The organism is Arthrobacter sp. 9MFCol3.1 (assembly GCF_000620385.1).
Lineage (GTDB): Bacteria > Actinomycetota > Actinomycetes > Actinomycetales > Micrococcaceae > Arthrobacter.
In genome coordinates this window covers 289,293-312,227 of the sequence record NZ_JIBJ01000004.1, presented here as the reverse complement: position 1 = coordinate 312,227, position 22,935 = coordinate 289,293, and the positions used below count along the sequence as shown (strand labels likewise).

The 22,935-nt window shown below is 67.1% G+C and carries 16 protein-coding genes; 9 read left to right on the top strand and 7 right to left on the bottom strand.

What is annotated here, in order from left to right:
- Positions 1 to 79: 79 nt before the first annotated feature.
- From C560_RS0104220 to C560_RS21225, 5 genes are all read left to right on the top strand, one after another.
- Positions 80 to 2,593 (top strand): galactose oxidase early set domain-containing protein, encoded by a 2,514-nt coding sequence (locus tag C560_RS0104220; protein ID WP_231494261.1) that lies wholly within the window; start codon positions 80 to 82, stop codon positions 2,591 to 2,593.
- On the top strand, positions 2,590 to 3,315 hold the full coding sequence (locus C560_RS0104215; protein ID WP_026537249.1) for an excalibur calcium-binding domain-containing protein: 726 nt from the start codon (positions 2,590 to 2,592) through the stop codon (positions 3,313 to 3,315). The genes C560_RS0104220 and C560_RS0104215 overlap by 4 nt, the downstream gene beginning before the upstream one ends.
- A gap of 112 nt (positions 3,316 to 3,427) precedes the next feature.
- Positions 3,428 to 4,717, top strand: coding sequence for a glycosyltransferase family 2 protein (locus C560_RS0104210; protein ID WP_026537248.1), 1,290 nt, complete (start codon positions 3,428 to 3,430; stop codon positions 4,715 to 4,717).
- A gap of 39 nt (positions 4,718 to 4,756) precedes the next feature.
- The gene (locus C560_RS0104205; RefSeq protein WP_026537247.1) at positions 4,757 to 6,376 is read left to right on the top strand and encodes an ArnT family glycosyltransferase; all 1,620 of its coding nucleotides are present in this window, start codon (positions 4,757 to 4,759) and stop codon (positions 6,374 to 6,376) included.
- Positions 6,377 to 6,401: 25 nt separating this feature from the next.
- Entirely contained in the window at positions 6,402 to 7,643 is a 1,242-nt protein-coding gene (locus C560_RS21225; RefSeq protein WP_051532997.1) for a glycosyltransferase, read from the top strand.
- A gap of 25 nt (positions 7,644 to 7,668) precedes the next feature.
- On the opposite strand, the gene C560_RS0104195 is transcribed toward C560_RS21225, so the two are convergent.
- Both C560_RS0104195 and aspS read right to left on the bottom strand, forming a co-directional pair.
- Positions 7,669 to 8,544, bottom strand: coding sequence for a GNAT family N-acetyltransferase (locus C560_RS0104195; RefSeq protein WP_231494260.1), 876 nt, complete (start codon positions 8,542 to 8,544; stop codon positions 7,669 to 7,671).
- A gap of 119 nt (positions 8,545 to 8,663) precedes the next feature.
- Positions 8,664 to 10,427, bottom strand: a complete 1,764-nt coding sequence (gene aspS / locus C560_RS0104190) for an aspartate--tRNA ligase (RefSeq protein WP_026537245.1) — start codon at positions 10,425 to 10,427, stop codon at positions 8,664 to 8,666.
- A gap of 123 nt (positions 10,428 to 10,550) precedes the next feature.
- On the opposite strand from aspS, the gene C560_RS0104185 reads away from it, so the two are divergent.
- Positions 10,551 to 11,930 (top strand): APC family permease, encoded by a 1,380-nt coding sequence (locus C560_RS0104185; RefSeq protein WP_026537244.1) that lies wholly within the window; start codon positions 10,551 to 10,553, stop codon positions 11,928 to 11,930.
- Here the strand turns inward: C560_RS0104185 and hisS are convergent.
- On the bottom strand, positions 11,927 to 13,270 hold the full coding sequence (gene hisS / locus C560_RS0104180; protein ID WP_026537243.1) for a histidine--tRNA ligase: 1,344 nt from the start codon (positions 13,268 to 13,270) through the stop codon (positions 11,927 to 11,929). The two genes, C560_RS0104185 and hisS, sit on opposite strands and share 4 nt — an antisense overlap.
- A 277-nt stretch (positions 13,271 to 13,547) precedes the next feature.
- Here hisS and C560_RS0104175 point away from each other — a divergent pair, with 277 nt between their 5' ends.
- The 3 genes from C560_RS0104175 (at position 13,548) to C560_RS0104165 (ending at position 16,850) form a co-directional block, all read left to right on the top strand.
- The gene (locus C560_RS0104175; RefSeq protein ID WP_026537242.1) at positions 13,548 to 14,354 is read left to right on the top strand and encodes a peptidylprolyl isomerase; all 807 of its coding nucleotides are present in this window, start codon (positions 13,548 to 13,550) and stop codon (positions 14,352 to 14,354) included.
- A gap of 61 nt (positions 14,355 to 14,415) precedes the next feature.
- Positions 14,416 to 16,080, top strand: coding sequence for a DUF349 domain-containing protein (locus C560_RS0104170; protein WP_026537241.1), 1,665 nt, complete (start codon positions 14,416 to 14,418; stop codon positions 16,078 to 16,080).
- A 116-nt stretch (positions 16,081 to 16,196) separates the two neighbouring features.
- Positions 16,197 to 16,850 carry a type IV toxin-antitoxin system AbiEi family antitoxin gene (locus C560_RS0104165; protein WP_231494259.1) on the top strand — a complete coding sequence of 218 codons (654 nt, stop codon included), beginning with the start codon at positions 16,197 to 16,199 and terminating at the stop codon, positions 16,848 to 16,850.
- Positions 16,851 to 16,892: 42 nt separating this feature from the next.
- Here the strand turns inward: C560_RS0104165 and C560_RS0104160 are convergent, their stop codons facing one another.
- The 4 genes from C560_RS0104160 to yajC form a co-directional block, all read right to left on the bottom strand.
- On the bottom strand, positions 16,893 to 19,211 hold the full coding sequence (locus C560_RS0104160; RefSeq protein WP_026266386.1) for a RelA/SpoT family protein: 2,319 nt from the start codon (positions 19,209 to 19,211) through the stop codon (positions 16,893 to 16,895).
- Between the two features lie 215 nt (positions 19,212 to 19,426).
- Positions 19,427 to 20,446 (bottom strand): protein translocase subunit SecF, encoded by a 1,020-nt coding sequence (secF, locus tag C560_RS0104155; protein WP_026537239.1) that lies wholly within the window; start codon positions 20,444 to 20,446, stop codon positions 19,427 to 19,429.
- Positions 20,447 to 22,222, bottom strand: a complete 1,776-nt coding sequence (secD, locus tag C560_RS0104150; protein ID WP_026537238.1) for a protein translocase subunit SecD — start codon at positions 22,220 to 22,222, stop codon at positions 20,447 to 20,449.
- Positions 22,223 to 22,327: 105 nt separating this feature from the next.
- Positions 22,328 to 22,750: a preprotein translocase subunit YajC gene (yajC, locus tag C560_RS0104145; protein WP_026266388.1), complete on the bottom strand. Its 423-nt coding sequence runs from the start codon at positions 22,748 to 22,750 to the stop codon at positions 22,328 to 22,330.
- Positions 22,751 to 22,935 lie beyond the last annotated feature (185 nt).

Here is a 22,935-nt window from a genome sequence, read left to right as displayed (position 1 = left end):
ATGACAAATACGGAATCAACGCCCACCGAAAACAGGATTTACAACGGCAGAATACGCAACGCACTGGATGCGGCGGGCCGTGAATAACCTACAACGCCCCCGGCGCCTCATAGCGCTCATCCTGGCGTTCCTTATTCCCCTGAACTTTATCGTGGGCGCCGCCGCTCTGGCAGCCGACCCCGTCAACCTCGTGAGGAACCCGTCTCTGGAGGAAGGTGCCGTGGACGCCACATGCTACAAGCGGGCCGGCTGGGGAACCGAAGGCGACTGGAGTTTCGTCCAGGGACGGCTCGGCGGCAGGGCGGCATCAGTCACTCTCCAGGGCCATACGGCGGGCGACCGCAAACTCGTCCAGGAGGAGAGTACCCAATGTGCACCTGCTGTGGTCCCCGGCCGCGGCTACACCATTCAAGTCTGGTACAAGTCCACGGCGCCCGTGTCGCTCACCCTGTTCCGCCATTCAGCCCAGGGCTGGAGCTACTGGGGCGATATCCAGCAGCAGGCACCGGCAGCGGACTGGACCCTCGCCACTGCCCCCACCCCCACGATCCCCGACGGAACGGATTTCCTAAGCTTCGGGCTGTCGCTCGCAATTGACGGGACGCTGGCGACCGATGACTATTCCCTGACGGAAATTCCTGCGCCGGCGCAAAACACCACCGAATTGATAATTAACGGAAGCCTCGCGGACGGAACTCCCACACCGGCGTGCTTTATGCTGGCCGGTTGGGGAAACCGACAAATAGCGACTTCACTCTCAAATGACGTCCCGGCAAATTCACCCGCCGGAACGCGATCCTTCGCAATAAGTGCCAGCGCATATCAGTCCGGAGACGCAAAACTCATCCAATCGGACGCGCCGGGCTGCGCACCCGCCGTCACACCAGGGGAACAATACGACTTCAAGGTCGACTACAAGTCCACCGCGGCCGGCCCGTCCGGCCTGACCGTCTTCAGCCATACCGTCAACGGCTGGCAGTACTGGACCGATCTGAAGGAATTGCCGCCAGTCCCCGGCTGGACGACAGGCCAGGCGCGAACACCGGCGATCCCCAACGGCGTCGACCGTATTGCCCTGGGTGTTTCCATCGCCGGCAACGGCACCTTGTCGACCACCAACTACTCGCTGGCCAAATACGACGCAGCGGGACCGCCTCCGGTGGGCGGGCCGGACGCCGTCGGCTCCTGGGAAATCCTGTCATCGCAAATGCCCGTGCGGGCGCTGCATTCAACGCTGCTCCACGACGGACGCCTGCTGCTGATCGCCGGTTCGGGCAACGACGAGACGAACTTCAATGCAGGGTCATTCCGGGCCGTGGTCTGGTCACCCAGCACCAATGTCTTCAAGAACGTCCCGGTGCCCTACGACATGTTTTGTGCCGGACACGTGACCCTGCCCGACGGGAAAGTACTCCTCGCCGGCGGCACCCAGGCGTTCCCCACCGCCAATGTGGGGCCCACAACTTTCCAGGGATCCAAGAAGAGCTACTACTTCGACCCCGCGGACGACGCCTTCCATCAGCTCTCGGACATGGCCGGGGCCCACTGGTACCCGTCACTGACGAAACTGGGCAACGGTGACATCTGGTCCGCCGGCGGCCTCGATGAAAAAGCCCAGGGCACGGTCCTGACGGAGATGTTCGACACCTCGGCCATGAGGTGGCTGCCGCAGAACCAGGTGCCGCAGACCTGGAGCTTCTGGGGCACCTACCCGCACATGTTCCTTCTTGAAAACGGCAGGATGTTCTATTCCGGGGGCCACACCTTCGGCAACGGGCTGCCGGGGACGGGCTCGTCGATCTACGACTGGGCAACCGCGCAGATCTGGGATGTCCCCGGGCTGCGGCAAAAGGATCTCAGGGACCAGGCCGGCTCCGTTTTCATCGGTCCAGTCCAGGACCAGAAGCTCATGATCGTTGGCGGCGGCAACGCCGACGGCAACACCCCCGGCATCAACCTGGTCGACATCATCGACCTCAAACAGCCGAGCCCGCACTACGTGCCCGGACCAGACCTTCCCGGACCCGGCAAGATGTACGTCAACGTCCTGAACCTTCCCGACCGCTCCGTGCTTGCGGCTAACGGCGGGCAGTTGAACCGTTCTGGAAACATCCAGACGGCTGCCATCTACACTCCGTCGACCAACTCCTGGAAGACTGTGGCGGCAGACCCGGTTGGCCGCAATTACCACTCGACGTCGATTCTCCTGCCGGACGGCCGGGTGGCGGTCATGGGCTCCAACCCGCTGGATAATTCCTTCGAAGCCAGGATCTCGGTCTACAGTCCGCCGTACCTGTTCAAGGGACCCCGGCCGGCCATCACATCGGCTCCCGGCCAGGTGGGCCACGGGCAGAATGTGCAGATCGCTGTGACCGGCGATGTCGCCGCCGCCTCCCTCATCCCGCCGATGTCCCAGACCCACCAGACCGACACCAACGCGCGCGTCGTCGACCTGCCGCTGGCGGGCACGGGCGCGGACCGCACCGTGCAAATCCCCAGCAATCCGAACCTCCTGCCGCCCGGGCCGTACATGCTCACCGTGTTGTCCGCTGACGGAATCCCCAGTGTTGCCCGTTGGGTGTGGGTTTCATGAGGCGCGGCACAGAAACCGCAACGGGCAGTGCCCGCGGGGCACGCGTCGTCGTCGCCCTGACGACGGCGGGCCTGGCAGCCGCGGCAGCCATGGTCTGGGGCGGGATGTCCGCCGTCGCCACGGTCAGTGCGGTCAACGCCGGTCCGCGCGCGAGCCAAATTCCACCGGCTGCCACGCCGGCCGAAGCGCCCACCGGCGCCCGGCCGGGGCCGTCCGCCACCACGGACGCGGCCACGGACCCCACCCAGGACGCCACCGGTTCCGGCAACGCAGTGAAACTGGGGCCCATTCCCCCGGTTTCCGCGGGGCCTCAGGCGTCCACGTCAGCAGGCGACGCACCCGAAGTCTCCCTGGCTGAGGCGGCGCGGACGGAAGCCGGCGCGGCCGCCTCCTTGCCGGAGGGCGGCAATTCCATGGGCCTCAAGCAGCGGGGCCCCGTTGACCCGGTAGCGGTGCTGTCCGGCAAGAGCCTGTCCCTGGGCGGTTGTCTGCCCCAGTACGGCTCCGACGGACAGTGCCTTCCCGCCATTCCGCCGAGCATGAGCCGGCACCTGAAGGAAATGAAGGACGCTGGCCTCGACCCCGGGTCCATGCCGCCTACATGGACCTGCACCGAGGTCCGTACCTACTTCAAGGGCGGACTCGCCGTGCGCAAAGCGCACGTCGATCCGCAAAAGCTCGACGCCAACCATGACGGCGTCGCCTGCGGTGCGGCCGACTAGCCGCCGCGTCCCTTCCCGGGCCCGCCTGCGGTCCTGCTGACTGTCCACCCGACTGACGATCCCGCGCGTTTCCGAGATCCCCTGCTTCCACCTACCCCATTGGAGCTCCGTCATGTCCGCTACCTTCCTGGCCAGCGCCCTCGTCGTCATCATCGCCCTGGCACTCTTTGCCATCGCAGTGTCCACCCTTTACCTGAACACGTACGCATGGTGGGACCCCAAGACGCAGGTGCGGACCTCCTACTCCGGCCTTCAGGGGACGGAGGGACATTCGTTTTCGCTGATCATGCCGTGCCGGAACGAACGCGAAGAGGTCATGCGCGCCACCTTGGCCGCGCTCCTGGCACAGACCCATTCGCGCAAGGAGATCATCATCTCGGTCGGACATGACGACACCGAGACGGTGGAGGTCGCACACCGGCTCGCCCGGGAGTTTCCGGAGTTCGTCCGGGTCAGTGTCGACGTCAGCGAGCGGAAGAACAAGCCGCGGCAGCTGAACCAAGCGCTGTCGATGTGCCGCTACAGCGTGGTCGGGGTTTTCGACGCCGAGTCGATCGCGGCCGAAGAACTCCTGGCCCATATCGACAGTGTCTTCACCACCAAGAACGCCGACGTCGTCCAGGGTGCCGTGCAGCTGATCAACTACAAGGACACGTGGTATTCGCTGCGGAACTGCCTTGAATACTTCACGTGGTTCCGGTCCAGGCTGCACGCCCATTCCCGGCAGGGATTCATTCCCCTCGGCGGCAACACCGTGTTCATCAAGCGTGAACTGCTGATGGCGGTGGGCGGCTGGGACGGCTCCTGCCTCGCCGAGGATTGTGATCTCGGTGTGCGCCTGTCGACGCTGCGCCGGAAGATCGTGGTGGCCTATTCGCCGCAATTGGTCACGCGCGAGGAGACGCCCGACAGCCTGTCCGGGCTCGTCCGGCAACGCACCCGCTGGTCCCTCGGATTCATGCAGGTCTTCGCCAAGGGCGACTGGAAGGCCCTGCCGTCCCGGCGGATGCGGACCATCGCCTGGTGGACCCTGATGCAGCAGCATTTCATGGCACTGGCCGGCGTCTGCATTCCCATCGCCATCGCGGCGGCGATCTGGGGCAATTTCCCGCTGGTGGTCACGTTGATCACCTTCCTGCCGCTGGTGCCCACGCTGGTGACTGTCGCCTTCGATGTCTGCATGCTCCACGAGTTCGGCCGCGACCATAAGTTCGCCATCAGCTGGTACGACTACTTCCGCCTCGTTGCCGGCACTCCCCTCTACCAGATGGTCCTGGCCTTCGCGGCTCTGCGGGCTTTGTTCAAGTTCGGGCGCCGCGATTTTGCCTGGGAAAAGACCGACCATTCCGGATCCCATCTGTCCTACCTCGTCCCCGGCACTGCCGCACCGGCACGGCAATAGCAACCCAGTGACATTGCAACGTCCCCTCAGGAGGCAGTCATGGCAACCACGGACCTAAAAGCCGCTCCACCAGCGGCGGCCGGCGCCCCGGGTGCAAAGGCCGAACGCGCGCCCAAACACCGCGGCACAGCGCACGGCCCCACGTTCAACCTCAGGTTCCTCCCGTTGTGGGACAAGGTTGCCCTCGCTGCGCTGGCCGTCGCCGCGGCCGTCCTCAGCCTGTGGAATCTCGACGGAGCGCCCAGCTACCAGGACGACGAAGGCACCTACACCTCCCAGGCCTTCGCCGTGCACTCGGGAACCCTGGCCCCCTACACCTACTGGTACGACCATCCGCCGCTGGGATGGATCCAGATAGCCTCACTGAACTGGCTGCCGAACCTGCTCGGACTCGGCGACGGCACCTCCATCGGTGCCACCCGGTACGTTATTTCGGTGTACTTCGTGGCCAGTGCGCTGCTGCTCTACATGGTGGCCCGCAGGCTGGGCATGCGTATTCCCTTCGCGGCCCTGACAACCGTGCTCTTCATCCTGTCCCCGCTCTCCCTGGTGCTCGGACGGCAGATCTACCTCGACAACATCGGTGTGCCCTGGCTCCTGCTGGCCTTCTATCTGGCGCTGTCTTCGCGGGACGCGCTGTGGCACCACGTGGGAGCCGGGATCTGTTTCGCGGTCGCCGTGCTCTCGAAGGAAACCCTGTCCATCTTCGGCCCGGCCCTGCTGCTGGCCCTGATGTACCGGCCGAAATGGAGCAACCGGCTATTTTCGGTGGTTGGCTTCCTCACCGCCGGCGGACTGCTCCTGGCCTTCTACCCGCTGTCGGCACTGCTGCGCAACGAGCTCCTCTCCGGACCCGGTCACGTCTCGCTCCAGGATGCCCTCGCCTACCAGCTGCTGAACCGTTCCGGCTCGGGCACCATCTTCGAGGCCGGCTCCAGCCGCGCGGAGTTGCTCGCAGGCTGGCTCTACTTTGACAAGTACCTGATCGCGGCCGGACTGGTGGCCGCCGTCGTCTGTCTGCTGCGCCCGCGGTCCCGGATTCTCTTCGTCGCCATTGCCTCCTTCGCCACGCCGATTGTGCTCGGCCAGGGCTACCTCCCGGCGATGTACATCATCGGCGTAATCCCGTTCCTGGCGTTGGCGTGCGGCTCGGCCGTGGACATCGCCTGGAGCGGGGCGGAAGGGCTCGCCCGCCGCGCGCCGGGCCTGACCCGGCCGCTGCAGGCCGCGTTCGTTGCCGTGCTGTCGGCATCTTTGCTCCTGATGTCGGTGCCGCAGTGGTTTGAGCAGGACAGAACGCTCCTTACCGCCCAGACCAATTCCAACTGGCGCAGCGCCATGACCTGGGTCCAGGACAACGTCTCACGGAGCGACGTCGTCCTCGCCCCCTACTCCATGTGGCACGACCTGAATTCAAGCGGCTGGAACAACGCCTGGACCATGATCGCCACGGAGAAACCGGACCTCGACAAGCAATACGACATTGAACGGCCCGGCGGGTGGCGGGAAATCCGCTGGATCATCGTCGGCCCGTCCGTCACGGCCAACATCGACTCCCTGGGCCTGAGCCGGGTGAAGACGGCCCTGCAGAACTCGGAGGAAGTCCAGACCTTCGGCGAATGGAGCGTGCACCGCGTCATCAATCCCCCGTCCACCTAGGACGCTGACGAACAGGACGGCAGTCATGAAACTTTCAGTCATCGTCCCCACGCGCAATGAGGCGCCGAACGTCCAACAATTGATCGGCCGGGCTGCCGAGGCCTGCCGTGAAATCGACGCAGAACTCGTGTTCGTTGACGACTCCACGGACAACACCCGGGACGTCATTGCGGCCGTCGCCGCGACGGAGCCAATGCGCATCAGGGTGATCCACCGGGAGGCGCCCGCCGGCGGCCTGAGCGGCGCCGTAGTGGATGGCGTGCGGTCCAGCGGCGCCGAGTTTTGCATGGTGATGAGCGGCGATCTCCAGCATCCGCCGGAACTCATCCCCGCCCTGCTCGCGGAGCTCGAACACAACGACGCCGACGTCGTGGTCGCCTCGCGCTACGGTGCCGGCTGCAGCGGCCGCGTCCCCGGCACTGGCGGCAGCAGCGGCGGCGTGGCGACATGGTCCCGCCGTGTCCTCTCGGCCGGGGCCACGCGCATCACGCTGGCACTGTTTCCCCTGCGGCTGCGGGGCTGTTCTGATCCCATGACGGGGTTCTTCGGAGTGCGGCGCTCCGCCATTGAGTGCAGCGCGCTGCGGCCCAGCGGGTTCAAGATCCTGCTGGAAATCCTGGCCCGGCACCAACTCACAGTGTCCGAAGTTCCGTTTACCCCCGGACTGCGGACCGCAGGCAGGTCCAAGGCGGGGGTGGGCCAGGGGCTGCGCTTCCTCCGGCAGCTCGGCGAGCTGCGTGCGGGAACGGCCGCGCTGTTCGCCGCCGTGGGCGCTGCCGGGACCGTGCTGAACCTTGCGATCATGGCATTCCTGCTCTCCTCCGGAACATACTTCGTCGCGGCCGCCGTCGTGGCCGCGGAGCTGACGATCGTCTCGAACTTCCTGATGCAGGAACACGTTGTCTTCGGCACCCTGCCGCACAAGGCCAACGGCTTGCGGACCCGGTTTGCGCAATCGTTCTGTTTCAACAATCTGGAGGCCCTGGCCCGGCTTCCAGTCCTGATGCTGGCCGTGAACGTCCTGGCCATCGACGCCGTCCTGGCGCAGGCCGCGACGCTCCTGGCGGCGTTCGTGGTGCGGTATTTGTACCACTCGAGGATCGTGTATTCGGCTAAACCCGCGCGCACTCCCGGCGCCGGCCGGACGGCGACCAACGGCGGGGGGATCGCGCGGGCCCGGGGACGCCTCCGCCGGCAGCTGGCCCGCGGCCCCGGGGCTCACAACCTGGGGACGGGCGGGCTCGGAAATGGGCACGCCGGCGAGTGAACGTGACGGCCGCCGGACGGCCCGGCTAGCAGCCGGTCAGGTGCCGCTTGGGCCTGTCCTGACGGTAGAGGTAGCGGCCGGCTTCGCGGAAGCCGGCGCGGGCGTACAGCTCACGGGCACCGGCGTTGGAGGCCATGACCAGCAGCCAGTACCCCGCCAGGCCGCGGGCCCCGCCCTCGTGCAGCAGCGCCTGGACCACCCGGCTGCCATAGCCCCGACGCCGCGCATCCGGCCGCGTTGCCATGCAGTACAGCCCGCCCCACCCGGGCCCGGACGGGCCGGTGTTGGGCAAGGCGAGGCGTGCGACGGCGGCCGACGCCCCGCCGTCGTCCCGGACGAGGGCGTACAGGGCCGGGCACCCGGCCAGGATGCGGCGGGCCACGGCGAGCTCGTCCGCTCCCCCGCGGCCGTCGACGCTCCACCACAGCTCAAGCCATTCCGCCGACGGCTCGGCGGAGATTTCCACGGCAGGTCCGGGGCCGCCGGTATCAGGGCCGGGTACGGACTCCGCCCAAGGGCCGCGGACCAGGACCAGGGTTTCGGACTGCCGGGTGAACCCTTCGTCATCGAGCATCGCGTGCAGCGCCGCATGGGGCGGGCCGTCGAAGACCTGGAAAATCAGCGGAAGCCGGCGGTTCCGGTACCAAAGCCGGGCCTCCCGGAGCGCGGCCAGCAGCCGGTGCGGGTCATCATCGCCGGGAAGCCGCGCCCAGACCGAGTTTGCCCGTTGCGTCACGCCGGAGGCCGCCCGCAGCACCCAGCCGCCCGATTCCTCCCGTTCGGCAGCCGGCCACGCGGCATCCATCAGCCCTTCCAGCCCCGGAATGGCCAGGAGGCTCGCTTCAGGGGCCGCATCCGGGTCCGGTTCCGGGCCCGCATCGGACATCGGGTTCAGGTCCATCGAGGTTCTCCGTCCGGAACAGTTGCGGCCGATCATGACAGCGGCAGGTGCCCTCCGGTTGCCCGGGGAGCCCCTGCCGCTACGGCTGGTGTTTCCAGCCTGGTTGTGCCGTCCGCGGCCTACTTGGCCTCGGGCTTGAAGTCGACGCCGGCTTCCTTGCGCTGCTGCGCCGTGATCGGAGCGGGAGCCTGGGTCAGCGGGTCGAAGCCGCCACCGGACTTCGGGAACGCGATGACGTCGCGGATGGACTCCACGCCGGCCAGCAGGGCAACCACGCGGTCCCAGCCGAACGCGATGCCGCCGTGCGGAGGGGCACCGAACTTGAAGCCCTCCAGCAGGAAGCCGAACTTGGTCTGCGCGTCTTCCTTGTCCAGGCCCATGAGCTCGAAGACCCGTTCCTGGACGTCGCGTTCGTGGATACGGATCGAGCCGCCGCCAATTTCGTTGCCGTTGCAGACGATGTCGTAGGCGTAGGACAGCGCCGACTCGGGATCCGTGTCGAAGGAGTCCATGAACTCGGGCTTGGGCGAGGTGAACGCGTGGTGCACGGCGGTCCACTTGCCGGCGCCGACGGCGACGTCGCCGGAGGCGACCGCGGCGGCGGCGGGCTCGAACATCGGCGCGTCCACGACCCAGCAGAAGGCCCAGTCAGCGGGGTTGATGAGCCCGGTGCGGTGGCCGATCTCGACGCGGGCCGCGCCGAGGAGCGCACGGGACGGGGTCTTCTCGCCGGCTGCGAAGAAGATGCAGTCACCGGGCTTGGCGCCGACGGCGTCGGCGAGGCCAGCACGCTCGGTCTCGGTGAGGTTCTTGGCGACGGGACCGGCGAGTTCGCCGTCCTCCTTGTAGAGCACGTACGCCAGGCCCTTGGCGCCGCGCTGCTTGGCCCATTCCTGCCAGGCGTCGAGGGCGCGGCGGGCCTGGGAGGCGCCGCCGGGCATGACGACGGCGCCGACGTAGGGCGCCTTGAAGACACCGAAGTTGGTGTCCTTGAAGAATTCGGTCAGCTCGGTGAGCTCCTGGCCGAAGCGCAGGTCCGGCTTGTCCGAGCCGTAGCGGGCCATGGCGTCGTGGTAGGTGATGCGCTGGATCGGCGTCGGGATCTCGACGTCGATCAGCTTCCACAGGGCCTGGACGATGTTCTCGCCCAGGCGGATGATGTCGTCCTGTTCCACGAAGCTGGCCTCGATGTCCAGCTGCGTGAATTCCGGCTGGCGGTCCGCGCGGAAGTCTTCATCGCGGTAGCAGCGGGCGATCTGGTAATACTTTTCGAAGCCGCCCACCTGAAGGAGCTGCTTGAACAGCTGCGGGGACTGCGGCAGCGCGTACCAGGAACCCGGCGCCAGGCGTGCGGGGACCACGAAGTCGCGGGCGCCTTCCGGCGTCGAACGGGTCAGCGTGGGGGTTTCGATCTCCACATAGCCGTCCTGGTGGAGCAGTTCGCGGGCCACGCGGTTGGCTTCCGAGCGCAGGCGCAGGTTGCGGGCGGGGCCGGGGCGGCGCAGGTCCAGGTAGCGGTGCTTCAGGCGTGCTTCCTCGCCCACCTCTACGTGCTCGTCGATCTGGAACGGCAGCGGATCCGAGGTGTTGAGGATGGTGACCTTCTCGGCCATGACCTCGATCTCGCCGGTGGGAAGCGCCGGGTTCTCGTTGCCTTCGGGACGCTGGGAGACGGTGCCGACGATCTGCAGCACATACTCGTTGCGCAGTCCGTGGAAGACCTCTTCTTCGCGGACCACAACCTGGGCGACGCCGGACGCGTCGCGCAGGTCAACGAATGCGACACCACCGTGGTCACGACGCCGGCCGACCCAGCCGGCGAGGGTTACGGTTTGTCCAATGTGCTCGGAGCGAAGTGATCCGAGGTCATGTGTGCGCAGCACAGCACGCCTTTCTGAAGAAGACAGAGGGAAAATCAAAAGCGATATTAAAACAATGACGTTCTAATAGGATCGCTACGGGAACGATCCCGTTCGAGTTTACCCGTTGGAAAGGCCCCTTCCGCCATGGCAACCCGGCACAACGGAACCCAGCCCGGTGACCAGCCCCGTGACCAGCCCCGTGATCAGCCCGGCGGCCGGCCCGGCCCGCAGCGGCCACACCAGCGGCTGCAGCGCCGGCTCGGCGTGTTCGATTCCACGGCAATCGGCCTGGGGTCGATGCTGGGCGCCGGTGTGTTCGTCGTGTTCTCCCCCGCCGCCGCCCTGGCCGGGCCGCTGCTGACACTCGCCGTGGCCGTGGCCGGCGTCATCGCCTACTGCAATGCCGTCGCGTCGGCGCAGCTGGCGGCAAGGTACCCCGCCAGCGGCGGCACCTACGTGTACGGGCGACGGCAGCTCGGCCAGTGGCCCGGCTTCATTGCGGGCTGGGGTTTCATCACGGGCAAGACGGCGTCCTGCGCGGCGATGGCGCTGACGTTCGGGCACTACGTGGCGCCGGCCTATGCCACGCCGCTGGCGGTCGCCGGCGTCGTCGCCCTCACGGGAGTTAATCTGCTTGGCATCACGCGGACCGCGTTGCTGACCAGGATCCTGCTGGCCGTGGTGTTGGCCACGCTCGTCTTCGTCGCCGTGGCCTCCCTGCTCGGCCCGCACCCGGCGGGCGCCCCCGCGGTGTCGGCGGCGCCGGCCTACCCCGCGCCGCCCTCCGGCGGCTGGGGCGTCCTTCCCGCGGCGGGGCTGATGTTCTTTGCCTTTGCGGGCTATGCGCGGATCGCGACCCTGGGTGAGGAGGTCAAGGATCCCGCCCGTACCATTCCGCGGGCCATCCTGGCCGCACTGGCCGGGGCCTTCGTGATCTACCTTGGCCTGGCCGCGCTGCTGCAGTGGCACTTGCCGCCGCAGCAGCTGGCGGGTTCGACGGCGCCGCTGCTGGACGCGGTGGAGGCCTCCCGCCTCAGCGGCGGCGTCCCGTTCGTCCAGGCCGGCGCGACGGCCGCCTGTCTGGGCGCGCTGCTGGCCCTGATCACCGGGGTCGGCAGGACCACTTTGGCGATGGCGCGGGAACGGGACCTGCCCGCCCCGCTGGCCAGGGTGGGCCGCGCCCGCAGCGTCCCGTTCACGGCGGAACTGGCCGTCGCGGCCGCCGTCGTCATCCTGCTGCTGAGCACCGATGTGATGACCGTGGTCGGATTTTCCAGTTTCGGCGTGCTGGTCTATTACGCCGTGACCAACGCCGCGGCTTTCACGCTGTCCGGCCGCCCCTGGCATGCGCCGCGCTGGCTCAATGTGCTGGGCTTCCTCGGCTGCCTGATCCTGGCCGTCACCCTGCCGCCGGCCTCCGTGCTGTTCATGGCGGCGGTGCTGGCGGCAGGGGTGGCCGGGCGGTTCCTCGTCGTGCGGGTGCGCAGGACGCGGGCCAACAGCGGGCCTGCCCGGAAGGCCTAGCGCGCGGCGATGACGCGCACGTGCAGGTCCTCCTCGGAGGGCGTCCACGAGTCCGGGTCGGCGTCGTACTGCTCGCCCGTGCGGATGTCCTTGACCTGGTGTTTGCCGTCGTCGTCGGTGAACCAGACAAACGGAATGCCGCGACGGTCGGCGAATTTGATCTGCTTGCCGAACTTCTCGGCTTTAGCGGCGACCTCCGTGGCGATGCCACGGCTGCGCAGCTGCGCCGCGACATCCTGCGCGGCGGCCCAGCTGTCGTCGTTGTTCAGGGTCACCAGCACGGCGGTCGGCACGGAGCGCGTGGCTTTGGCCAGGTCCTGGCTCAGGATCCGCGATACCAGGCGGGTCACGCCGATCGAGAGGCCGACGCCGGGGAACTTCCGGTTGCCCTTGCTCGCCAGGGCGTCGTAGCGGCCGCCGGAGCAGATCGAACCCAGCTGTTCGTGCCCCATCAGGACGGTTTCCACCACGGTGCCCGTGTAGTAGTCGAGGCCGCGGGCGATGCTGAGATCGGCTACGACCCGTCCCGGCGCGTGCTGGACGGCGGCCGCAATGACCTGCTCCAGCTCGTTCAGGCCTTCCTCCAACAGCTCGTTGGTGACGCCCAGCGCCCGGACCTGCTCCACGAAGGACGTGTCCGTGGTGCGGATGCCCGCGAGCTTCAGGGCAGCCTGCGCCTGATCGTCGGTGGCGCCGAGTTCCTCCTTGAGCAACTCGGCCACCTTCGCCGGCCCGACCTTCTCGAGTTTGTCGATGCTGCGCAGGACGCCCGCGGTGTCCGTGAGGCCGATCCCGGTGTAGAAGCCCTCGGCCAGTTTGCGGTTGTTGATCCGCAGCAGGAAGTCGGGGATGGGCAGCGCGTTGAGCGCCTCGGCAATCACGAGGGCGATTTCGACGTCGTACCGGAACGGCAGTTCGCCGTCGCCGACAACATCGATGTCCGCCTGGGTGAACTCGCGGGCCCGTCCCTCCTGGGGACGTTCACCGCGCCAGACCTTCTGGATCTGGTAACGGCGGAACGGGAACGCCAGGTAGCCGGCGTTTTCCACGACGTACCGGGCGAACGGCACGGTGAGGTCGAAGTGCAGGGCAAGGGCGTGCGGGTCAACCTTGGCAGCGGTGTCCGCGTCCTCGTCCTGGAGCCGGCTCAGTCCGTAGACCTCTTTATCGATTTCCCCCTTGCGCAGCAACTGGCCCACGGTCTCCACGGCGCGGGTCTCGATCGAGGAGAAACCATGGAGCTCGAAAGTCCGGCGCAGCGTGTCCAGCACATGGAGTTCCACCAGCCGCTCCTCGGGGAGCCACTCGGGGAATCCTGACAGGGAGGCTGTGCGTGCCATGGTGAAATTTTCTCCTCTGGTTACCACTGCGGTATCTCGTTGCTACTGCAGTATGTTCGGGCGCGGGCGTCAGGCGGCATTCTCACTGTCGAAACGTGACGAAGATAAGCGGCAGACCGGCCAGTCGTGCATAAACTGTGTGCGGCAGTCAGTTTATGCGTTCGGCGCCCGCTTCTTCCAACGGAGCCGGCCCGGCGGGGCTGCCTGCAGCTTGCTGCTGCTACCGCGACGGCGCCTACGGCCCGTTATGGTGGCGGCCATACAACCAGGAGGACCTTTGGCGGCCAGTTCACGCAGCGCACGCGAGGCGAAGCGGCGCGTCCAGCAGATGGAGGCCAGGCGCGGCCTGCGCCGGGACCAGGACAAGCGCCGCAAGCGCGACAACGTCGTCGCCATCAGCGCCGGCACGGCGGCAATTGGCCTGGCCTTGGTGCTGCAGCTGACCGTTTTCGCCTCCAATCCGACCGAAGAGGAGTTCGCGGCCGTGCAGGAGGGACTGAACAGCCCGTCGGCATCCGCTACACCCACCGCGGCCCCGACGAATGGCGCGAACATCCCCAAGCCGGAGACCGCCGCGGGCAAGACGTTCACGGGCGAGCTCAAGCTCAACCGCGGCACGCTCGGCGTCGAGTTCGACGGCACGAAGGCCCCCCAGGCCGCGGCGGTCTTCAAATCCCTTGCCGACCAGAAGTTCTACGACGGCGTCAGCTGCCACCGGCTGACCACGGCCGAGAACTTCGGCGTACTCCAGTGCGGGTCCAAGGCCGGCGACGGCAGCAGCGACCCGAGCTACACCTGGGGCCCGCTGGAAAACACCCCGCCGGACAACAAGTACCCCGCCGGAACGATCGCCGTGGCCCGGACTGGCGGGAACGCGAACGGCAACGGAACCCAGTTCTTCATTGTGTACAAGGACACAGTCATTCCAGCGGATGCCGCCGGCGGCTATACGGTGGTGGGCAAGGTGACCTCGGGGCTCGACGTGGTGGGCGGTATTGCCGCCGCCGGACTGAAGCCTGGCGACAACGCCACCGACGGCGCACCTGTGGAACCAGTCACGATAGACTCGTTCTCACTGAAGTAACCAGCCGCGGCCCTAAAGGCCGTGGTCCCGGTATTTCCCTCCAAGCGAAAGACTTCTAGCGGTGACAGACAGTCAGAAATCCGACGAAACATTGGCAACAGCAGCTGCCAACGAAACCGAAGCCGAGGCAACCCCAGCCGAGAGTGCCGGCGCTGCCGTAGACGCCGCCGGCGAGACCGCGGAACCCGCGGCCCCGGCCGCCGCAGGCGAGGAGCCCGCCGAGGCATCCGAACCCACTGTGTCGGCGGAACCAGCCGAGGCGGCGGAGACGACGGAGACGGCGGAGACGGCGGAGACGGCGGAGACGGCGGCGGCTGTTGACGGAGCCGAAGCGACTCCCGCATCGGCTCCGACGCCGGGCCCCACGGCCGCGCGTCCCGCGCCGAGCCCGGCAGCGTTTGCCGCCCGGCCGAAGGCCAAGCCGTCGGCGGCCGCACCGGCTCCCGCGCCGGTGGCCGTGTCCTCCGCAGCCTCACTGGCCGAAGCGGCCCGCTGGGGCCGAGTTGAAGGCGACGGCCACGTCTTCCTGACCGTTGACGGCACGGAATACCCCGTAGGCCAGTACCCGGGGGTCAGCGCCGACGAGGCCTTGGGCTACTTCGCCCGGAAGTTCGACGACGTCGTGGCCCAGATCGTCCTGCTTGAACAGCGGGTGAGCTCCAAGGCGCCCACCGCGGACATGCAGAAGACCGTCACGCACTTGCGCGAGCAGCTCGCCGAACGGAACATGGTGGGCGACTTCCGCTCCGCCGAGGCCCGGCTGGACGCGCTGGTGACGCAGATCGGCGAGCTGGAAAAGGCCGAGAAAGCCGAACACGACGCCGTCCGGGCCGCTGAGCTTGCCGCCCGCGAGGCCATCGTGGCCGAGGCCGAGGAAATCGCCGGCCACGATCCCGCGCAGATCCAGTGGAAGACCTCCAGTGCGCGGATGAACGAACTCTTCGAGAGCTGGAAGACCGCACAGAAGAGCGGCGTCCGGCTCGGCCGCAGCAACGAGGACGCGCTGTGGAAGCGGTTCCGCGCCGCCCGCACGGTGTTTGACCGGCACCGCCGCGCCTACTTCTCCCAGCTGGACAGCAACAATTCGGCGGCCAAGGCCGTAAAAGAGAAGCTGATCACCGAAGCCGAGGCCCTGTCCTCCTCGACCGACTGGGGTTTTGCCGCCGGCGAGTACCGCCGCCTGATGGATGAGTGGAAGGCCTCCCCCCGCGCCAGCCGCAAGGACGACGACGCGCTGTGGGCACGCTTCCGCGCCGCCCAGGACGTCTTCTTCACCAACCGGCAGGCAGCCAACGACGAGATCGACCAGGAATACGGTGCGAACCTGGTGGTAAAGGAAGCGCTCCTGGTGGAGGCCAACGAGCTCCTGCCGATCAAGGATCTCGCGGCAGCCAAGAAGGCACTGCAGTCCATCCGGGACCGCTGGGAAGAAGCCGGCAAAGTGCCGCGCGCCGACATGGGTCGCGTCGAGGCCGGCCTGCGGAAGGTGGAGGACGCTGTCCGCCAGGCCGAGGACGAAAACTGGAAGCGCTCCAACCCGGAGACGAAGGCACGCACCAACAGCGCCCTCACCCAGCTCGAAGCCGCCATTGCCGGTCTCAAGGAAGACCTGGCCAAGGCGGAGAAGGCCGGCGACGAACGCAAGATCAAGGCCGCCCGGGAAGCCCTCGAGGCACGCCAGGCCTGGCTGGAGCAGCTCGAGCGCTCAGCGAGCGAGCTCTCCTAGGCACGCTGCAGCCCAGTACGAAGTACACCAGCAGGTCAGTCCAGGCCCCGTTCCGGTTATCCACATGACCGGTACGGGGCCTGTTCTATGTCCTGGGAACCGGGAACGATGGCGGAATGGTACCCATGCCCCGCGCTCCCGCCGCCCCACCGGTTCCGGGCCGGCACGCCCCGGGGCCGAGGGGGCCGGGTCCGGGAAACTGCGAACTCTACTCCCCCGGCGCGCTGTTCTCCTGGCCCGAGCTGCAGGCCATGGCAGCCGACGGCGTGCTGACGCAGCTGTATCAGCGCGGCTACCTGCCACCCGGGGCCGATGCCAGTCCGCAGCTTCGCGCGCGTGCCGCGTCCCTGGCGGTGGCGCCGGCGATCCGGCAGCGGGTTGTGGCGGGCCGGATGACCGCGGCGTGGATCTATGGGTGTGCCACGGAGCCGGACCGTCTGGCGCTGCTGGTTGACGCCAACCGGCGGATTTCCAGCCTGCGGTCCGTGCGCGGCTGCACCTTCCACGAAGTTCGGCTGGGGCCGTTCGACGTCGTGAGCATGGGAGGCCTGATGGTGTCCAGTCCGTTGCGCACGGCCGTGGACGTGGCGATGCACGTGGATGAGGAACGGGCCCTGCCGGCCCTGAGGGCGCTGCTGGCTCGTCCCGAACTGGGCGTGCGCCTGCGGCTGCTCAGGCTTGCCGTTGACGCGAGTCCGCGCGTCCCGCACAAACGGGCGGCCCTCGCGAAGCTCGCCGCCCTCGTGGCAGAGCCGGCGGCACCGGATTGACCCCGCTCTCTCCAGGGTCGGGCCGAGCCGTGAACTGCCGGGTCAGCTGCGGCGGCGGTTTCCGGTGGTGCGGTACACGTCGAAGACGCCGTCGATCCTGCGGACCGCGCTGAGCACGTGGCTGAGGTACTTGGGGTCGCCCATCTCGAAGGCAAACTTGGAGATGGCCACCCGGTCCGTGGACGTGTGGACGCTCGCCGCCAGGATGTTGACGTGGTTTTCCGAGAGCACCCGCGTGACGTCGGAGAGCAGCGATTTGCGGTCCAGCGCCTCGACCTGGATCTCCACCAGGAACACGCTGGACTGTGTGGGGGCCCAGTCCACCTCCACGATCCTGTCCGGCTGGTCCATCAGGCCGCTCACGTTCGTGCAGTCGGTCCGGTGCACAGAGACCCCGGAGCCGCGCGTGACGAAGCCGAGGATCGGATCCGGCGGGACCGGCGTGCAGCACCGGGCCAGTTTCACCCAGACGTCGTCCACGCCGCGGACAACAACACCGGAATCGGAGAAGCGGGCCTTGCTGACCTGGGTCGGGATGGAGACCTCGGTGAGGGCATCGTCCGGGTGCTCGTTCCCGCCGAGGCTCTCCACCAGGCGTTCCATCACGGACTGCGCGGAGGTGTGGCCGTCGCCCACACCGGCGTAGAGCCCGGAGATGTCGGCGTACTTGAAGTCCTCCGCGATCGCCGCGAGGGCGTCGTGGGTCATGAGCCGCTGCAGCGGGAGGTTTTGCTTCCGCATTGCCTTGGTCAGCAGGTCCTTGCCGCGGTCGATCGCTTCCTCGCGGCGTTCCTTGCTGAACCATTGCCTGATCTTGTTCCGGGCCCGGGCACTCTTGACGAAGTGCTGCCAGTCCTGGCTGGGGCCGGCGCCTTCGGCCTTGGACGTGAAGATCTCGACCCAGTCGCCGTGGTTCAGTTCGCTGTTGAGCGGAACGAGCTTGCCGTTGACGCGCGCGCCGATGGTCCGGTGGCCTACCTCGGTGTGCACCGCGTACGCGAAGTCGACGGGCGTGGACCCGGCGGGGAGGGCCATGACCTCGCCCTTGGGGGTGAAGACGAACACTTCCCGGGCGTTGATCTCAAAGCGCAGGGAGTCGAGGAATTCGCCGGGGTCCGACGTCTCCTGCTGCCAGTCCACGAGGGACCGCAGCCAGCCCATGTCGCCGTCGCGCGGGCTGCCGGGGCCGGCGGCCGTCCGGTTCGGCTGGTCCTTGTACTTCCAGTGCGCGGCGACGCCGTACTCGGCCCGGCGGTGCATCTCGTGGGTGCGGATCTGGATTTCCACCGGCTTGCCGCCGGGACCGATCACCGTGGTGTGCAGCGACTGGTACATGTTGAACTTGGGCATCGCGATGTAGTCCTTGAACCGCCCGGGCAGGGGGTTCCAGCGCGAGTGCATCGCGCCCAGGGCCGCGTAACAGTCCCGGACTGAATCGACCAGGACGCGCACGCCCATGAGGTCGTTGATGTCGTCGAAGTCTTTGTCGCGGACGATCATCTTCTGGTAGATCGAGTAGTAGTGCTTTGGCCGTCCGGTGATCGTGGCCTTGATCTTCGCGGTCCGGAGGTCCTCGGTGATCTGGTTGCGGATGACCGCGAGGTTCTTTTCGCGCTCCGGGGTCCGGTCCCCCACCATGCGCACGATTTCCTCGTACACCTTCGGGTAGAGGGCAGCGAAGGACAGATCCTCCAGCTCCCACTTGATGGTGTTCATGCCGAGCCGGTGGGCCAGCGGCGCGAAGATCTCCAGCGTTTCGCGCGCCTTGCGGGCCGAGGACTCGGCCGAGACAAAACGCCAGGTGCGGGCGTTGTGGAGCCGGTCGGCGAGTTTGATCATCAGGACGCGGATGTCCTTGGCCATGGCGACGACCATCTTGCGCACAGTCTCGGACTGGGCAGCCTCACCGAAGCTGACCTTGTCCAGCTTCGTGACGCCGTCCACCAGCATGGCCACTTCCGGGCCGAACTCGGTCTTGAGGTCGGCGAGCGTGTAGGACGTGTCCTCGACAGTGTCGTGCAGCAGGGCCGCGGCCAGCGTGGTGCCACTGAGGCCGAGTTCGGCGAGGATGGTGGCCACCGCGACCGGGTGGGTGATGTATGGGTCACCGCTCTTGCGCTTCTGGCCCCGGTGGCAGCGCTCGGCCACCACGAAGGCGCGCTGGATGAGGTCGAAATCCTCTTTGGGGTTGTTGGCGCGCACCGTGCGCAACAACGGCTCCAGGATCGGCGAGTACGCCGGAGCGCCGCGGCCCGTCAGCCGGGCAAGGCGGGACCTCGTGCGTTCGCGACGGCCGGGGAAAGTGGGCCGGGCACCGGAATTGTCAACCGGCACGGGAACATCGGGGCGTCCGGGAGCCACCAGGCCAGTCTGTGACCCCTGGCCTTGGCCCTTGTCCGCTGGTGCCTCCGGCACCGGCGTCGAACGTTCTTCCAATGGAGCACCTCTCGCGACCGGTTAATTATTCAAGTGTATTCCCGCAGCAGGATACTTCGATAACCGGCGGGGATACGGCGACGGGCCGGAGGCCGTCGAAAGGGACGGTCTCCGGCCCGTTTGTGGCCGCTTGGGACGGTTCAGGCCGTGGCGGGCGATGCCGGCGCCGCGGTCTTGGCTGCCGCTTCGGCGCGCCTCTGCTCAACCCGCTTGGCCTGCTTGACCAGGTCGGGTTCGCCCTGCCGCAGCGCGGCGTACAGCGGAGCCGCGATGAAGATCGTGGCGGCGGTGCCGACCAGGATGCCCACGAACAGCGCCAGGGACAGGTCCCGCAGGGTTCCGGCACCGAGCAGCCCGGCCCCGATGAAGAGGATCGCGCCGACCGGCAGGATGGCCACCACCATGGTGTTGATGGACCGGACCAGGGTCTGGTTGATGGCGAGGTTGACCTCTTCGGCGAAGGTCCGCCGGGTGGAGGCCTGCATGTCCGAGGTGTTCTCCCGGATCTTGTCGAACACCACCACGGTGTCGTACAGCGAGTAGCTGAGCACCGTGAGGAAGCCGATGATGGCGGACGGCGTCACTTCGAAGTCGCTGAGGCCGTAAACACCGGCGGTCATGAACATTGTGACGGCCATGCCGACAAGTGCCGAGAGCGACATCTTCCAGGTCCGGAAGTAGAGCGCCATCAGCACGGCGGCCAGGCCCACAAAGATTGCCAGGCCCATCAGTGCCTGCTTCGTAACGTCCGCACCCCAGGTGGGGCCGACGAAGGTTGACGTGACTTCGTTATCCGTCACGCCGTAGGCCTTGGTGAGGCCTTCCTTGATCTGCAGCGTCTCGTCGTCGGAGAGCTTGTCCGTCTGGATCCGCATGGTCGTGCCGGCGACGTTCGCCACGCGCGGCACGGACCCCGCCACGACGTCCGTGACGGCCTTCTCGCCGAGGGAGGCCTCGGTGGTCTTGACGTTGGAGACCGTGAACTCGGAGCCGCCGCGGAACTCGATGCCGAGGTTGAATCCACCCTTGGCGACCGGGATCAGGATCGAGAGCGCGACGGCGATTCCGGCGATCAGGAACCAGATCTTCCTGTAGCCGACGAAGTCGTACGAGCGCTTGCCCGTGTACAGCTCATTGCCGAATGTTGAGAAGTTGACCATTTACTTGCCCTCCTTGGACGCGCTCTTGGAGGTACCGGCGAGCTGTGCCTGTTGTGCCTGATCCTGCTTTTCGGCGAGACGGCGTTCTGCAATGGTCATCCGGCGCTCTGCCTCGGCGGCGGCACCGGTGTTCTTCGCCCGTACTACTGCCACGGGCTTGTCCTCCGGGGTACGCATCCGGCCGGCACCGCGGTACAGCGGGACGGCGCCGAGGCGCTTCGGGTCCAGGCCCGAGAACCGGTGGCCCTCGCCGAAGAACTTGGTGCGGGCCAGCAGCTGCAGGGTGGGGTGGGTGAACATGAAGACGACGATGAGGTCGGCGATCGCGGTGAGGCCGAGGGTGAACGCGAAGCCGCGGACGTTGCCCACTGCCACGAAGAACAGCACGACGGCGGCGAGGAGGTTCACGGCCTTGGACGCGAGGATGGTGCGCTTGGCCCGTTTCCAGCCATTTTCGACGGCCGAGACCAGGCCGCGTCCTTCGCGGAGCTCATCGCGGATGCGCTCGAAGTAGACGATGAACGAGTCGGCCGTCTGGCCGATGGCCACGATCAGGCCGGCGACGCCGGCGAGCGAAAGCCGGTAGTTTTCGGTCCAGCCCAGGATGGCGATGGCCAGGAACGTCAGCACGCCGGCGATCACGAGGGAGGCCACGGTCACGAAGCCAAGTGCCCGGTACTGGAACAGCGAGTAGATCACCACGAGCAGCAGGCCGATCAGGCCGGCAAGCATACCCATGCGGAGCTGCTCCCCGCCCAGGGTCGCCGAGATCTGCTGTTCGCTCTGGATTTCGAAGCTGATCGGCAGGGCACCGAAACGGAGCTGGTCGGAGAGGGCCTTGGCCGACTCCTCGGTGAACCCGCCGGTGATCTGCGGCCGGCCGTCGGTGATGACGGCGAGGGAGCGCGGGGCGGAGATGACCTGGTCGTCCAGGACGATAGCGAACTGGGACTTCGGATCCGAGCCGGTCTGGCCGCCGCCGGCGGCGTAGAACTGGTACAGGCGCTCGGTGATTTCCTTGAACTTGGTGGTGCCCGCGTCATCGAACTGGATGTTGACGGCCCATTCATTGGTCACGGCACCCTGGGCGCCGCGCTGCAGCTGGAACGAGGAGGACTTGATGTTCGAGCCCTTCACCTCCACCGGACCGAGGATGTACTTGATGGCCGGCGAATTGGCCGACGCCGGCTCGCAGGTCACCAGCGGCTTGGTCGGGTCCGAGCGCTGCTGCTTGTCCTGGGAGGGATTGTCGCAGTCGAGCGCCTCGAACTGCTTGTAGACCTCGGGGGTAACCCAGTTCTCGTCGCTGCTGTTGGCGGGTGCGGCAGTCGGCTTCGGCAGCTGGGCGTCCGGGGTCCTGGACGCGGCGGGGACCGCTGCGCCGGGACCGGTCTGGATGACCGGGCGGAAGTTCATGTCGGCGGAAGCCTGGATCAGCGCACGGGTTTCCTTGGCAGGGGTTCCCGGGAGGCTGACGACGACGTTGCGGCCGGACTGCGTGCTGATTTCCGCTTCCGCGACACCTGAGCCGTCCACGCGCTGGCGAATGATCGCCACGGCCTGGTTGAGCTGGTCTTCGGTGATACCCGAACCGCCCTCAACCTTGGGCGCCAGGATCATCTGGGTGCCACCTTCAAGGTCCAGTGCGAGCTTTGGAGCCCAGCCCGCCTGGCCGGCCATCGTGCCGCCCGCCAGGACAGCCGTCATGGCGGCGATGATTACGCCAAGCCAGACCAGCATCCTGATGGCTGAGTATTTGGGGCCAGTTCGTGCCATTGTCGATCTTTCTATTATTTACGGCGGATCCGCCGGCGCGGGCTCTGGGCCCCCGCCGGCGGATGCCCGCAACCGTTGCTTCGCGGGATAGCTCAGGAAGGCAGACTAGCTGTCTTTTTTGCCTTCGTCGTTGAGGCGGCGCAGGGTTTCCTCGGGCGTTTCGGTGCGCGGCGCGTCGTGGACCGGGGCGCTGGCGTCCGTGCCCTCAGCACCCAGCTTCTCGGTGGTCAGCGAGGACGCGTCGTCGGGAACGACGGTCGGCTCCTCGGCAGCAACAACCGGCTCCACAATTTTGGTGACGGCCTGGCGGTGCACGGTGGCGGTGTTCCCCGGGGAGAGCTCCAGCGTGACCTTGTTCTCGGCCTCATCGATGTTCACGATCCGGCCGAACAGCCCGAAGCTCGTCATGACCTCAACACCGGGCTCGAACTTGGACTGAAGCTGTGCCTGCTGCTGCTGGGTCTTCTTGTTGCGGCGGAACATCATGAAGACGAAAAGTCCGAGCATGACGAACAGGAGAATCGTCATGATGTCGATGCCGCCGCCGGCCTGCGGCTGGGTCTGGGCAGAAATAAGTCCGAACACAGGGATTGTTCCGTTCTGTACTTGCATAGCTGTTTTTCAGCAACGTCCGTTTGCTCCGGGCGGCGCGGGCAGGGGTCTGCGCAGCAAACTGGCAGCGAGACCGTCCCCCAGACCGCCGGCGGCTACCT